At 69.3% G+C, this 12,995-nt stretch carries 13 protein-coding genes; 4 read left to right on the forward strand and 9 right to left on the reverse strand.

The window, feature by feature from the left end:
• Positions 1 to 72: 72 nt before the first annotated feature.
• Both tmk and ACLZOT_RS40855 read left to right on the forward strand, forming a co-directional pair.
• Positions 73 to 729 (forward strand): dTMP kinase, encoded by a 657-nt coding sequence (gene tmk / locus ACLZOT_RS40850; protein WP_416974267.1) that lies wholly within the window; start codon positions 73 to 75, stop codon positions 727 to 729.
• On the forward strand, positions 726 to 1,169 hold the full coding sequence (locus ACLZOT_RS40855; protein WP_416974268.1) for an NUDIX hydrolase: 444 nt from the start codon (positions 726 to 728) through the stop codon (positions 1,167 to 1,169). The genes tmk and ACLZOT_RS40855 overlap by 4 nt, the downstream gene beginning before the upstream one ends.
• A gap of 271 nt (positions 1,170 to 1,440) precedes the next feature.
• Here ACLZOT_RS40855 and ACLZOT_RS40860 read toward each other — a convergent pair whose 3' ends face one another.
• The 3 genes from ACLZOT_RS40860 to ACLZOT_RS40870 are packed head-to-tail and all read right to left on the reverse strand — an operon-like array spanning position 1,441 to position 4,468.
• On the reverse strand, positions 1,441 to 3,609 hold the full coding sequence (locus ACLZOT_RS40860) for a M48 family metalloprotease (protein WP_416974269.1): 2,169 nt from the start codon (positions 3,607 to 3,609) through the stop codon (positions 1,441 to 1,443).
• Positions 3,606 to 4,268: an RNA polymerase sigma factor gene (locus tag ACLZOT_RS40865; protein WP_416974270.1), complete on the reverse strand. Its 663-nt coding sequence runs from the start codon at positions 4,266 to 4,268 to the stop codon at positions 3,606 to 3,608. The genes ACLZOT_RS40860 and ACLZOT_RS40865 overlap by 4 nt, the downstream gene beginning before the upstream one ends.
• Positions 4,265 to 4,468 (reverse strand): hypothetical protein, encoded by a 204-nt coding sequence (locus ACLZOT_RS40870; protein WP_416974271.1) that lies wholly within the window; start codon positions 4,466 to 4,468, stop codon positions 4,265 to 4,267. The genes ACLZOT_RS40865 and ACLZOT_RS40870 overlap by 4 nt, the downstream gene beginning before the upstream one ends.
• Positions 4,469 to 4,785: 317 nt before the next feature.
• Between ACLZOT_RS40870 and ACLZOT_RS40875 the strand changes: the two genes are divergently transcribed.
• Together ACLZOT_RS40875 and ACLZOT_RS40880 are read left to right on the forward strand one after the other, a co-directional pair.
• Positions 4,786 to 5,148: a hypothetical protein gene (locus ACLZOT_RS40875; RefSeq protein WP_416974378.1), complete on the forward strand. Its 363-nt coding sequence runs from the start codon at positions 4,786 to 4,788 to the stop codon at positions 5,146 to 5,148.
• A 90-nt stretch (positions 5,149 to 5,238) separates the two neighbouring features.
• Positions 5,239 to 6,060, forward strand: coding sequence for an MOSC domain-containing protein (locus ACLZOT_RS40880; protein WP_416974272.1), 822 nt, complete (start codon positions 5,239 to 5,241; stop codon positions 6,058 to 6,060).
• Positions 6,061 to 6,260: 200 nt separating this feature from the next.
• Here the strand turns inward: ACLZOT_RS40880 and rbsD are convergent, their stop codons facing one another.
• The 6 genes from rbsD to ACLZOT_RS40910 all read right to left on the reverse strand — a co-directional run bounded on the left by rbsD (position 6,261) and on the right by ACLZOT_RS40910 (position 12,793).
• Positions 6,261 to 6,650 carry a D-ribose pyranase gene (rbsD, locus tag ACLZOT_RS40885; RefSeq protein ID WP_416974273.1) on the reverse strand — a complete coding sequence of 130 codons (390 nt, stop codon included), beginning with the start codon at positions 6,648 to 6,650 and terminating at the stop codon, positions 6,261 to 6,263.
• Positions 6,647 to 7,642 carry a ribokinase gene (locus tag ACLZOT_RS40890; protein WP_416974274.1) on the reverse strand — a complete coding sequence of 332 codons (996 nt, stop codon included), beginning with the start codon at positions 7,640 to 7,642 and terminating at the stop codon, positions 6,647 to 6,649. The genes rbsD and ACLZOT_RS40890 overlap by 4 nt, the downstream gene beginning before the upstream one ends.
• A gap of 83 nt (positions 7,643 to 7,725) precedes the next feature.
• Positions 7,726 to 9,675, reverse strand: coding sequence for a substrate-binding domain-containing protein (locus ACLZOT_RS40895; RefSeq protein ID WP_416974275.1), 1,950 nt, complete (start codon positions 9,673 to 9,675; stop codon positions 7,726 to 7,728).
• Entirely contained in the window at positions 9,665 to 11,188 is a 1,524-nt protein-coding gene (locus ACLZOT_RS40900) for a sugar ABC transporter ATP-binding protein (RefSeq protein WP_416974276.1), read from the reverse strand. The genes ACLZOT_RS40895 and ACLZOT_RS40900 overlap by 11 nt, the downstream gene beginning before the upstream one ends.
• A complete protein-coding gene (locus ACLZOT_RS40905) occupies positions 11,185 to 12,201 on the reverse strand; it encodes a LacI family DNA-binding transcriptional regulator (RefSeq protein ID WP_416974277.1) in 1,017 nt (338 codons plus the stop codon). Before ACLZOT_RS40905 ends, ACLZOT_RS40900 begins: the two co-directional genes overlap by 4 nt.
• 121 nt (positions 12,202 to 12,322) lie before the next feature.
• Complete coding sequence (locus ACLZOT_RS40910; RefSeq protein WP_416974278.1) at positions 12,323 to 12,793, reverse strand: GNAT family N-acetyltransferase; 471 nt, start codon at positions 12,791 to 12,793, stop codon at positions 12,323 to 12,325.
• Positions 12,794 to 12,995: the final 202 nt, after the last annotated feature.

Raw genomic sequence — 12,995 nt, forward strand, 5'->3', positions numbered from 1 at the left:
AACCATCCCTGCCCCACCCGCGCAGTCCCAGAGTCGCGAACTCACGGGACGCACTCAAGAAGGTAGGGCCGCATGACGGGCGAACGCGACGGGTGGTTCGTCACCGTCGACGGGCCCAGCGGCGTCGGCAAGTCCACCACCGTCCAGGCCCTTCACGACTGTCTTGCCGCCGAGGGCCGGCCCGCCCGGCGCACCGGCGAGCCGACCACCAGCGCTCTCGGACAGTTCACCCGCAGCCACGCCGACGAGATCCACAGCATCGCCCTGGCCTGTCTGGTGGCCGCGAACCGCTACGAGCACGTCGAGACAGTGATACAGCCCGCGCTACAGGCGGGGGAGCTGATCGTCAGCGACCGCTACCTGGCGTCCACGCTCGTCCTCCAGCGGCTCGACGGCGTCCCGAACGACTTCCTCCTCGCCGTCAACTCCCGGGTCCCCCTGCCGGACATGGCAGTGATCCTCACCGCCGACCCAGAGCTGATCGCCGAGCGCATCGCCCAGCGCGGCATTACCCACCGCTTCCACCTCGACCCCACCGCTCCCGCGCGCGAAGCCGAGCTCTACGCCGAAGCAGCCGCCTACCTGATGAGCAGAGGGGTTCAGGTGCTCCCTCTCGACACCAGCCACGTCACTCCATCGGACGTTGCACGCCGAATCGCCGACGCCATCCTGGCTCTGCCGATAGCGTCGATCGCCTCAACCACCCGTCCAACCCCCCAGGGAACATGAACGGACAACCGGCCCAGCCCGTCATCGACACTCACGTCATCCTCCGCGATGGCGCCAAGATCCTCTTCTCGCAGCGCGGCGGCCCCTACGGCCGCGGCCGATGGCACATGCCGTCCGGCAAGCTCGACCAGGGCGAACCCCTGACCGATGGCGCCGCCCGCGAGCTGTACGAGGAGACTGGCGTCATCGTGAACCCGGCTCACCTGCGCCTGGTCCATACCGTCCACCATCGGCAGGACGCTCAGACGGAGCGCATCGGCTTCTTCTTCGAGGCCACCGAATGGGAGGGGCAGCCCGTCAACAAGGAACCGGAGAAGTGCCTCGCGCTCGAATGGTTCACCGTCCACGACCTGCCCGACGACATCATCGAGTACCCCGAGGCGGGCCTACGCGGCTACCTCGACGGCCGGAGCCCCCTCGCAGAGCACGGCTGGCAGTAGACCAACCGCCCTGGAGACCCCTACTCACCCGGTGGGGGTTTCAGAGGAGTTCGGGCTCACGGTCGCCCAGGGCAGCCAGCGGGTCTGGCACCGCGCCCCTCACGGCCCCTCGTGGGCTCTGCCGCTCGGCTGATCACTCACTCCCCGTGACGAGCGTGCCGCCGCCCTCGTCGACGACCGCCAGGCCCTCGACATCGCCGACTGGACCACGCGATCCGCTGAGCGTTTCTCAACTGCCGCCCAGTACAGGGGAGTTCCGGGCGGCCGTTCCTCAGTCGTGGTTGGCGTTCCAGGCGTCCGCGATGGTCCAGGCGGCCAGGATCAGGGCCAGGGTCGCGCGGACGCCGCCCACTTTCGCGCGGGGGTTGAAGAGGGGGTACCCCACGACCAACATCGTGATCACGATCAGCCAGGGGGCCACCTCGCCCCTGCCGAGCTGACCGAACCGGCCGATTGTGCAGAAGGTGATGAAGAGGGCTGCGGCCGGGTTCAACCACCGTCTCAGTCTGCGCGGTTGATCCTGGCTGTACTTCGCCGGTCTCATGATCTGGATCAGGGCGGTGAGGGCAACGCTGAGGAGGGTGACGGCAGCGGCCCAGGGGATCAGGCTCTGCACCCTTGAGAGGAGCGTGGCGAAGACGAGGGCGCTGGTGCAGGCCAGCAGAATGACCGGGATGTCCCGGCCGGGTTTCTCCGGGGGGATCTCGGGGGCCGGCGGGGAGATGCGGGGGAGTGGGCGGTCCAGGTCTACGCGCTCCCAGCGGAGTCGGTCACGCAGCACGCGGACAAACGCCGGCTGGTAGGTCGCAGCCGAGAACAGATAGGTGACTTCGGCGGGGTTCGAGAAACGCGCCACGGCGTTTGCCGCAGCAGCCCCCCACAGATGTCGGGGGAGGGCCGCTGATTGTTCCGCGAAAAGCAGTGCATTCGAAGCCCTGGGGGAGGCGTGGGCCTCTTCCAGTATGCGCAGTAGGCCCGCGAAGGTCGGGGCGACGGGGCGGCCGTCTCTTTCCCGTGCACGGTATGCGTTGTACGCGTCGATCGCTGTGCGGAGTTTCACCGGATGCGCTTCTGCCTGCCATTTCTCGGCGACGCCTGCCCATTCCGTCCAGGGGACGGGGGTGACCGTTCCGGCCGGGGGCGGTGTGAAACGGTCGTGGTATTCCTTCGGGTTTTTTCGCTGCCTGTGCAGGATCAGGGCCGATACCAGGGCGAGGATCGCTCCGCCGTACAGGACCGGGCGGACCGCCTCCTCGCCGATGAAGGCCCAGAACGGCCAGGTGAAGAACGTGAATCCGCTGACGGCGAGCATCACCTCGACCGCTCTGGAACCCCTGCGGTACTGCGGGTGCGCGGTGGGTGGCAGGGCTGCCTGCCGGACCTGTGCGTACGCCTCCGACTCCGTCACCGCCAGCTCTTTCACTGCGGGTGTTCCGGTGACGGAAAGCCTCACCCCGGCCGAGGTCAGCGCCGTCAGTCGCTTTTCCAAGGGCGGGTGGGAATCCCGGCGGGGGCTTCGGCCCGGTGGCACGGATTGCGGGAGGCGGCCAGGAGTGTTCAAGAGGGCGCCGAATGCCTCGTACGGGTCGTCGGGGGATTGGCCGTACGCGTGCAGCGGGTCCAGGATTCCGGTGCGGTACGCGTTCCAGGAAGCGGCTGTCGCGTGCGAGGCGAGAAGGGCCCGCGCCATCACGTCATGGCCGACGACCTCGGCGGCTGCGCGGTCCGCCTCGTATTCCTGGTGCCGTCGGATCGCCAGCGTGACCAGGTCGTAGAAGGAGCGGTAGAACGAGAAGACGCGGCGCTGGACCGAAGCCAGGGAACGGATCGACGTGTCTACGGCAGAAACGTCGCTCACCGGCAGGACCGTGTGGTCGAGTTCCGCCAGCAGTTCGCCCAGATGCGCCGAACCCCGGTAGATCGTATTGCTGAACGGGGCGTGGCGGCGCGCGTAATGGCCCAGTTCGTGGCAGAGCACCGCCCGTAATTGATCGGTCGGCAGTCCCACGAGCAGGGGGACCCCGATGCACATGTGGCGAATTCGCCTCGGGCGCCGGAAAAGCCGCCGGACCTCGTGCACGGACGCGTTGGCGTGGGGCGTGAGCCAGAGGTGGGTCGGCGGCGACGTTCCCATCGAGCGGGCCACCTCCGTCACCAGTTCCCTCAACTGCCGTGCGTCGGAGGGAGACACGCGTTCCGCCGACTCCGGCAGACCGCCCGTACGGCGGACTCCGCGCACCGCACGGACGTCCGCCGCGAGGAGCGGGAGGACCACAACTCCCAGGAAGATGAAGGCGGGTGGCGCCCAGAAGAACGCCACGACCGTGATGCCGCCGACGAAGAACAGCCAGTAGCCGATCACCGCGGACAGCAGCAGCGAGCCCGCCACCAGCAGCCCGATGACCAGGAGCACGAGAGCCTCGCGCAGCAGATGTCTCACCGGGCGTCCTCGTCCGAACCGCAGGCGGCCGTCAGCCAGTTCTCCGCCTGCCGCAGGAGACTGTTCAACGGGTCACGGGACGGTGCCGTGCCCCCCCGCCGCAGATCGCTGGACAAGGGCATCAACGCATCGCCACCACCCGGGAGTTCGCCCACCGGCAGCCCCAACTCCCGTCCCAGTCGCCCACGTGCCTTGCGCAGGCTCCCCGCGACGCTGCTGCGTTTGATGTCCAGCAGCTCGGCGATCTCCTGCTGCGGCATCCCCTGGAGGCAGTGCAGCACCAGGACTTGGCGCTGCCGGTCCGGCAACCCCCCGAGCGCGTCCAGCACTTGGCGGGCCTCGGAGGTCTCCTCCACGCTCGCCGTCGGCGGCGGTTGGATCTCCAGCGCGTGCTGGCGGAACCACGTCCGGCGGGCCCGGTTGAGGCGCTGGGTCATGACCTTGTACGCCCACGCCTCGGGCGCCTCGTAGCGCGACACCCGGTCCCAGTAGCGGAACAGCTCGGCGTACGCCTCCTGCACCGCGTCCTCCGCCTCCTCGCGGTGGCGCCACAGCAGCAGCGCCCGCGCCCGCATCCGTGGGTACGTCCGCTGGAAGAACACGTCGAAGTCCTCGTGCGCCCCGGAGATCCCGCTGCCCCCCTCGACGGTGTGCGTCACCGTTCGTCCTCCCACACGTCCTCGCGCGCGGCCCGGTACCGGTATTCGACGACGGTGCCCGCGCGGTGGAAGCGAAATGTGCGCGCCACCATACGACGGCGGGTACGGCGGCCGGACCCCGATCGCGCAATCCGCACGATCGCCTCCCAACTCGCCCCCACAGCCGCGATCACGGCCGGGTCGAGCACCCAGTGCTCCACGCTGCTCACCTCTCCCGGTGGTCGTTCTGACACCGGGTAACAGCACGCGGCGGCCGACATGTTTACCGAGGGGCGCGAGCGAGTTGTGTGGGCTCGTTCACACAGGTCTCTATAAGGCGTGCAGTTCAGCGGGCCGGGGGCGCTGAATTACCTGTGAAAGAGCTGGGAATTTGCACTTTCTGCCACTTCTCGGAACCGCTAAACCCCTGGTGGTGTCTGTAGTATCGCCGCGCCGCAATGCAGAGCAAAGGCATTGAAAATACCGTCTGGCATTCCCTGCGGGGAAACCGACAGAAAACCAGGAGAAACCTGTGAACATGCGTGTAGCCGCCGTTTCCGCCCTGTCCGCCGCCCTCGTCGTCACCGGCGCCACCGCCGCGAGCGCCGCCCCGGCGCCCGTGCCCGCGCCCAAGCCGGTCATCACGATCAAGGCGAGCAAGACCGGCATCAAGCTCGGCGACGTCGTCACCTTCACCGGCCGGACCGCCGGTCTCAAGGAGGGCTCCAAGGTCACCCTCCAGGTCAAGGCCGGCGACAAGTGGCTGACCCTGCCGCAGAGCGCGCCCGTCGTGAAGAGCGCCTACAAGATCGCCGACAAGTTCACGAAGAAGGGCGCCCAGGTCCTGCGGGCCAAGGACGGCAACACCGTCTCCGCCGAGGTCCTGATCCGCGTCGCCTGACCGCTCCCCGAACATGCTTGTCCCACCCCGTCCGATCCGGGGTGGGACAAGCACCCCCCATTGTCCGCCGGACCGTGATCTCCTGCCCGCATGATCGCCTCCGTCACCCAACTCCACCGCTACCCGGTCAAGTCGATGCTCGGCGAACGCCTCCCGGCCACCACCCTGACCGACCACGGCCTCACCGCGGACCGCCGCCTCGCCCTCCTCGACCGGCAGACCGGCAAGATCGCGAGCGCCAAGTCCCCCCGCCTCTGGCGACAGTTGCTGCGCTGTACGGCGGTGTCGGCCGCAACCGGCGTCCGTATCACCACCCCGGACGGCCGCCGCTGGTCCGCCGACGACCCCGGCGTGCACGACGGACTCTCCGCCCACCTCGGCCGCGAGGTCACCCTCATCGACGTACCCCCGTCGGCCGCGAGCCTCGACAGGGACCGTCCGGAAGAGGTACTGGAGCAGGGCGTCACCGCTCAAGTCGCCCACGACCTCGTGCAGTTCGGGTCGGCGTCCCCGCCGGGCACGTTCTTCGACTTCGCCCCCCTCCACCTGGTCACCACGTCCACCCTGCGCACGCTGGCGGCCCTGAATCCACGCGGCACAGCGGAGCCGGAGCGGTACCGGGCCAACCTCGTGATCGGCACCGAGGGTGAGGGGTTCCCCGAACACGCCTGGGTGGGAAGGGAGTTGGCCATCGGCGACGCAGTGCTCCGGATCATCGCGTCGACGCCGCGCTGTGCCGTACCGACCCTGGAACACGGCCAAGTCCCGCGCGACCCCGAGGCGTTGCGCGTACCGGCCCGGCACAACCGGATCCCGGCGCTACCGGGCCGCCCGCCCGAACCCTGCGTGGGCGTCTACGCGACGGTCGTACGGGGTGGTCCGGTGCGCGAAGGGGACGCCGTACGCGGCTGAGGCACCGGCCGAAAAAATCTTCGGGAAGCCGTACAACCCTTTCCCCCCTAGGGCAGTCGTACTGTGCGTCGGAACCTTGGAGGGGGATCTGGGGGGATCACGAGGGTTCCGGCACGGAGGGGGAAACGCCGAGGGGCCCGGTCGACGGACGGGGCCCCTCGAAGCATTTCCGGCAACGCTCCCGAAAAAGGCGGGCGGACCTAGAAGAACACCCCGCACCGCAGCAGCACGTTCGCGTACGGCCGGGCCTCCCCGGTCCGCACCACCAGCCGTGCCCCGGCCGACAGTTCCTTCAGCTTCTCGTGCGACACGTACGACAGGTCCGCGAACGACCCCGTCAACAGCCCGTCCGCGGCGGGGTTCGCCTCCCGGACCTCCTCCGCCGCGAGCGCCCCCTCGACCACCAACTCGTCGAGCAGCCCGGCGAGTACGTCCTCGAACGACGGCACGCCCGCCCGGAACGCGAGGTCGACCACCCGGGGCCCGTCCGGAATCGGCATCCCCGCGTCGCACACGAGCACCCCGTCCCCGTGCCCCAACTCGGCGATGGCCCCGGCGAGATGCCGATTCAGAATCCCACCCTTCTTCACAGGGACTCACCTCGCGAACCAGCGCCGGGGATGTCGTCCGACCCCCTGCCGGGGGTCCGGGGGTCGTCCCCCGGGCTAGCACAGCACAGGGCCTCGACCTCCTCGGCGGTGGGGAACGACTCCTGCGCACCTCGCCGCGTGACAGCGACCGCGCCCACGCGGGCGGCATAGGCAGCGGCCTCCGCCAGAGAGGACCCGGCGCCCAACTTCCATGCCAGCGCGGCCGTGAACGAGTCCCCGGCCCCGGTCGTGTCGACGGCGTCGACCTTCACCGACGCGACCCGCACGACTTCCTCGGACGACGAAGAGGCCACCAACGCCCCCTCCGAACCCAGCGTCACCACCACCGACTTGGGCCCGCTCGCGAGCAACTCCCGCGCCCACTCGGCGGGATCGTCACGGAGCGCAGCACCGCCCAGGATCACCCGAGCCTCGTGCTCGTTCACGATCAGCGGATCGCACGCGGCCAACACCTCGGCGGGCAGCGCCTGCGGGGGAGAGGGGTTCAACACGAACCGTGTCCCGGACGGCAGTTGCCGCACGACCTCCACGACCGACTCCAAGGGGATCTCCAACTGCGCCGACACCACCCGCGAGGCGTGGAACAGCGCCCCGGCGGCCCGGATGTCGCCCGGCGTGAGCCGGCCATTGGCGCCGGGCGACACCACGATGCTGTTGTCCCCCGACGGGTCGACGGTGATCAGCGCGACGCCGGTCGGCGCCCCGCCCACCAGCACGCCCACCGTGTCGACGCCGGCGCCCTGCTGAGACTCCAGCAGCAGCCGCCCGTTCGCGTCGTCCCCGACCCGCGCGAGCAGCGCCGTACGCGCCCCGAGCCGCGCGGCGGCGACCGCCTGGTTGGCGCCCTTTCCGCCGGGATGGACGGCGAGGTCGGACCCGAGCACCGTCTCCCCGGCGCCGGGCCTGCGCTCGACACCGATCACGAGGTCGGCGTTGGCCGACCCGACGACCAGCAGGTCGTACTCGTACATGAATTGACTCCCAGTCATCCCTGTGAACGGCGGTGGGGGTGGCGGGAGTTCACATGTCTCCCGCCACCCGCCCATCGGCTGTCTCAGCCGCTGAACCCGGCCACGTTCTCCTTCGTGACCACCTTCACCGGCACCTTGATGGTCTCCTCGACCTTCTCGCCCTTGATCGCCTTGAGCGCGTTGTCCACGGCGATCTTCCCGAGCTGCGACGGCTGCTGGGCGATCGACGCGTACAGCGTCCCCTGCTCAACCGCCTTGAGCCCGTCGGGAGTTCCGTCGAAGCCGACGACCTGGACGGACTTGCCGGCCTTGGACCCGAGCGCCTTGGCCGCGCCGAGCGCCATCTCGTCGTTGGCGGCGATGACACCCTGCACGTCCGGGTGCGCCTGGAGCAGGTTCGACATCACGTCGAGCCCCTTGGTCCGGTCGAAGTCGGCCGGCTGCTGCGCGACGACCTGGATCCCCGGGTACGCCTTGAGCCCCTTGGCGAAGCCCTCGGCCCGCTCGCGCGCGGCGGACGTACCCGCCTGCCCCTGAAGGATGACGATCTTCCCGCTGCCGCCGAGCTTCTCGGCGAGCGTCTTGGCCGCCTGCTCGCCGCCGGCGACGTTGTCGGAGGCGACCAGCGCGTCCACCTGGGCCTTGTTGACCCCGCGGTCGACGGCGATGACCGGGATCTTCGCCTTGTCCGCGGCCTTCACGGAGTTGCCCGCCGCGTCCGAGTCCACCGGGTTGACGATGATCGCGCCGAGGTTCGAACTGGTGAAGTTCTGGAGCTGGTTGGCCTGCTGCGAGGCGTCGTTCTGCGCGTCGGTGACGGTCAGATCGACGCCCAGCTTCTTCGCCTCGGCCTGCGCACCGGACCGGATCTGCACGAAGAACGGGTTGTTGAGGGTGGAGAGCGAGAGACCGATCTTCTGATTGTCGGACCCGGAAGACCCGTTGTGCAGGAAGGAGGTAGCCCCCACGACCGCCACGGTGACGACCGCCGCGACCCCGTACGTCGCGACCTGCTTCCCCTTGCCCCCACCGGGCGCCCCGATCGCCGTCGGCGCCGCCCCGGCCTTGCGCCGCACCGTGTCGAGCAGCACCGCCAGCGCGATGACGACACCGATGACGACCTGCTGCCAGAACGCCGAGACGTTCAGCAGGTTGAGCCCGTTGCGCAGCACCGCGAGGATCAGCGCACCGATCAGCGTCCCGGACGCCTTACCCGTACCCCCTGCGAGGGAGGCGCCCCCGATGACGACGGCGGCGATGGCGTCCAGCTCGTACCCGCTGGCGGCCTGCGGCTGCGCGGAGGAGAGCCGGGAGGCCAGGACGACACCGGCGATGGCGGCGAAGACACCGGACAGCGCGTAGATCGCGAGCTTCTGCCGGTTCACCCGAAGACCCGACAGGCGTGCCGCTTCCTCGTTACCACCGATGGCGTACATCGAACGGCCGATGTACGTACGGCCCAGGACGAACGCGGCGATGAGACCCATGGCCACCATCACGAGCACCGGCACCGGCAGCCACCCGCCGAGCGTGTCGCCCAGGTGGGAGACCGAGTCCGGGAACGCGATCGGCGACCCGTCCGAGATGACCAGCGCGAGCCCGCGCGCCACCGACAGCATCGCGAGCGTCGCGATGAACGGCGGCAGCTTGCCGTACGAGATCAGGAAGCCGTTGATCAGACCCGCGGCTATACCGGTCGCGAGCGCCAGCAGCACCGCGAGGAACACCGGCACCCCGTGCGAGGTGGCGGTCCACGCGAGCACGGTCGCCGACAGCGCGGCCACCGAACCCACCGACAGGTCGATGCCCGCCGAGACGATCACGAAGGTGACACCGAAGGCGAGGATGGCGGTCACGGCCGCCTGGACGCCGACGTTGAGCAGGTTGTCGGTGGTCAGGAAGTCGCCCGACAGCGCCGACATGGCGATGACGAGGACGATCAGCGCGGTCAGCGCGCCGTTGTCGAGCAGCAGACGGCGCACCGCCGCGGCGCCACCGGCGCCCGTACCGCCCTTGAGCGTTTCAGCGGCCACGGGGGGCCTCCAGTTCGGTAGTGGGGTTGCTCACGGCCAGCGACATGACCGCGTCCTGCGTGGCCTCGTCGGCGGACAGCTCGCCCGCGATCCGGCCCTGAGCCATCACCAGCACCCGGTCGCTCATACCGAGCACCTCGGGCAGATCGCTGGAGATCATCAGTACGGCCGCCCCGGCGGCCGTGAGTTCGTTGATCAGCTGGTAGATCTCGACCTTGGCGCCGACGTCGATGCCGCGCGTGGGCTCGTCGAGGATCAGCACCTTCGTGTCGGCCAGGAGCCACTTGCCGATGACGACCTTCTGCTGGTTGCCGCCGGACAGCGTGCGCACCTGCTGGCCGAGCCCGGCCATCCGCACCCCGAGCTGCTGCGCGATCCGCGCGGCGTCGTCGTGCTGGCTCTTGAGGTCGACGATGCCACCTTTGGTGGCAGACCTGAGAGTGACCAGTCCGAGGTTCTCCTCGACCGACTGGTCGAGCACGAGCCCCTGGCCCTTGCGGTCCTCAGGTACTAGACCGATACCGGCCGCCATCGCGGCGACGACGTCGTGCTTGCGCAGGGAGTCCCCGGAAACCCGGACCGTACCGTGGTCGTACGGGTCGGCCCCGAACACAGCCCGTACTACTTCAGTACGACCCGCGCCCACGAGACCCGCGATCCCGACGACCTCACCGGCCCGCACCTCGAAACTGACGTCGTGGAAGACGCCGTCCCGGGTCAGCCCTTCCACGGACAGCAGCGGCGCCTCGGAGACGTCGCCCCGCTCGCGCGGGTACTGCTGCTCGATGGACCGGCCCACCATCAGCCGGACGAGTTCCTCCTCCGGCGTGGAGGCGGGCACCTGGCCGACCGACTTGCCGTCCCGGATGACCGTGACCCGGTCCCCGAGGGCGGCGATCTCCTCCAGGTGGTGCGTGATGAAGACGATCCCGACGCCGTCCTCGCGCAGCTTCCGCACGATGACGAACAGCTTCTCGACCTCCTCGGAGGTCAGCACGGCCGTCGGCTCGTCCATGATCAGCACACGCGCGTTCAGGCTCAGCGCCTTCGCGATCTCGACCATCTGGAGCCGGGCGATGCCCAGTTCACGCACCCGCGCGCGGGGCGAGACACTGACACCGACGCGCTCCAGCAGAACGGCAGCGTCCGCCTCCATCTGCTTGCGGTCGATCATCCCGTACTTGCGCGGCTGGCGGCCCAGGAAGATGTTCTCGGCGACCGTCAGGTCGGGGACGAGGTTGAACTCCTGGTAGATCGTGGCGATCCCGAGCCGTTCGGAGTCCTGCGCACCATGGATGCGCACCTCCTCGCCACCGGCCAGGATCCGGCCCTCGTCGGGGGTGTACGCGCCGGAGAGCATCTTGATGAGCGTGCTCTTTCCCGCGCCGTTCTCACCGAGCAGCACATGGACCTCGCCCCGCCTCAGGTCGAAGTCGACGCGGTCCAGCGCGACCACCCCGGGGAAGGTCTTCCGTATGCCCTCGATGCGCAGCAACTCGTCCGCGTTGCTCACGACTGGCTCCTGTTCGTTACGGGGTTCTCGCCGCACGAGCGGCGAACGACGAGACGGGCGGGGAGCGTCACGGAGTGCGGCGCCCGCCCCTCGATGCGGTCCACGAGAGCGCGGACGGCGGCCCGCCCCAGCTCGTCCGTGGGCTGCGAGATCGCGGTGATCGGCGGGTCCGTGTGCACGAACCAGCGGATGTCGTCGAACGCGGCGAGCGCGATGTCGTCCGGCACCCGCAGTCCGCGCGCGCGTACGGCGTCCAGGGCGCCCAGCGCCATCAGGTTGTCCGCCGCGAACACGACCTGCGGAGGCTCGGCGAGATCGAGGAACCCCTCGGTCACCCGGCGTCCGCTCTCGGCCTGGAAGTCGCCCTGGCCTATGTACTGGTCCGGCAGCTCAAGACCGCACTCCTCCAGCGCCTCCCGGAACGCCTCGACGCGCTCCTGCCCGGTCGTGGTCGCCGCCGGCCCGGCGATGATCGCGAGCCGGCGGTGCCCCAGCCCGTGCAGATGCGCGACGAGATCCCGTACGGCGGCCCGCCCGTCCGACCGCACCACGGGCACGTCCACGCCGGGAATCCACCGGTCCACGAACACCATCGGCGTCCCACCCCGAGCGGCGTCCAGCATCAGCGGCGACCCACCGTCGGTCGGCGACACCAGCAGCCCGTCGATACGGCGGTCCAGCAGCGTCCGTACGTGGTGGTCCTGCAACTCCGGCCGCTCGTCGGCGTTCCCGATGATCACGCTGTACCCGAGCGCCCGCGCCTCTTCCTCCACCGACCTCGCCAGCTCGGTGAAGTACGGATTCAGCACGTCGCTGATCACGAGCCCCAGAGTGCGGGTCTCATCGGTACGCAGCGACCGTGCGACGGCGTTGGGCCGGTACCCCAGCGCCGCCACGGCCGCCTCCACCCGCGTCCGCGCGTCCGCACTCACCGAGGGGTGCCGATTCAGGACACGCGACACGGTCGCCACGGACACGCCCGCCTCGGCGGCAACATCCTTGATGCTCGCCATGACCGCCCCACCTCCTCGTGGAATCGATTACATCGACGTGTTAACACGATTGGAATCGATTACATGCCCCGAAGGCAAGTCTTGAGCCACTGGCCGAAACCCGATCGTGATGAACCCCCGCTCAAACGAGCGCAAGCTCGTACCGCACCTGCCCCTCACTCGACCGAGTCAGCACGAACCCGTTCCCCTCCAACACACGGCGTGACCGCACATTCCCGACGGCGGCCCCGGCGAAGAGCCCCCGAAGCCCATACGTGCCCCGGGCAACCCGACAGACTTCCCCGACTCCCCAGGAAGCCACCCCGCGCCCACCCCACCGCTCCCCGACCCGATACCCCAACTCGGCAACCCCGTCCTCGACATCCACCAGATTGATCCGCCCCACCACCTCACCCGCCCCACTCACGACAACGTGAAAGTGACACACCCCGCCCTCCTGCTCGGCAATCAGCCCCACCAGCCGCTCATCGAACTCCCGGAAGTAGTCATCACCCCGGTCGGGAATGGTCCGAGCGAAGTAGTCCCGGTTCTCCAGCTCAAAGGCGAGAAGCGCAGCAGCATGCCCGACCCGAAGCCGCTCCAGACGAAACATGCCCGGAGCCTAGAAGAGCCGGCGAGGAACAGCACCCGGATAACGCAGGCCCACTCCCGTTCCCTCAGGGGCGCGGGGCTGTATCGATATGCGGCTACCGCCGCGCGGGCCGCGACAAGCCACAACCGACCCGCACCCGCCCCACAACATCACCCCCCACCTCCATAGGCGAAGGGTCCTCCCGCCACCAGGCGAAAGGACC

This window comes from Streptomyces sp. 4F14, from assembly GCF_048159485.1.
Taxonomy (GTDB): Bacteria; Actinomycetota; Actinomycetes; order Streptomycetales; family Streptomycetaceae; genus Streptomyces.

What these genes read in the sequence shown, in the direction of transcription:
- ACLZOT_RS40905 (WP_416974277.1), bottom strand. Translation starts at nt 12,201, where the DNA reads ATGGCGAGCATCAAGGATGTTGCCGCCGAGGCGGGCGTGTCCGTGGCG.
- ACLZOT_RS40890 (WP_416974274.1), bottom strand. Translation starts at nt 7,642, where the DNA reads ATGTACGAGTACGACCTGCTGGTCGTCGGGTCGGCCAACGCCGACCTC.
- tmk (WP_416974267.1), top strand. Translation starts at nt 73, where the DNA reads ATGACGGGCGAACGCGACGGGTGGTTCGTCACCGTCGACGGGCCCAGC.
- ACLZOT_RS40880 (WP_416974272.1), top strand. Translation starts at nt 5,239, where the DNA reads ATGATCGCCTCCGTCACCCAACTCCACCGCTACCCGGTCAAGTCGATG.
- ACLZOT_RS40875 (WP_416974378.1), top strand. Translation starts at nt 4,786, where the DNA reads ATGCGTGTAGCCGCCGTTTCCGCCCTGTCCGCCGCCCTCGTCGTCACC.
- ACLZOT_RS40855 (WP_416974268.1), top strand. Translation starts at nt 726, where the DNA reads ATGAACGGACAACCGGCCCAGCCCGTCATCGACACTCACGTCATCCTC.
- ACLZOT_RS40910 (WP_416974278.1), bottom strand. Translation starts at nt 12,793, where the DNA reads ATGTTTCGTCTGGAGCGGCTTCGGGTCGGGCATGCTGCTGCGCTTCTC.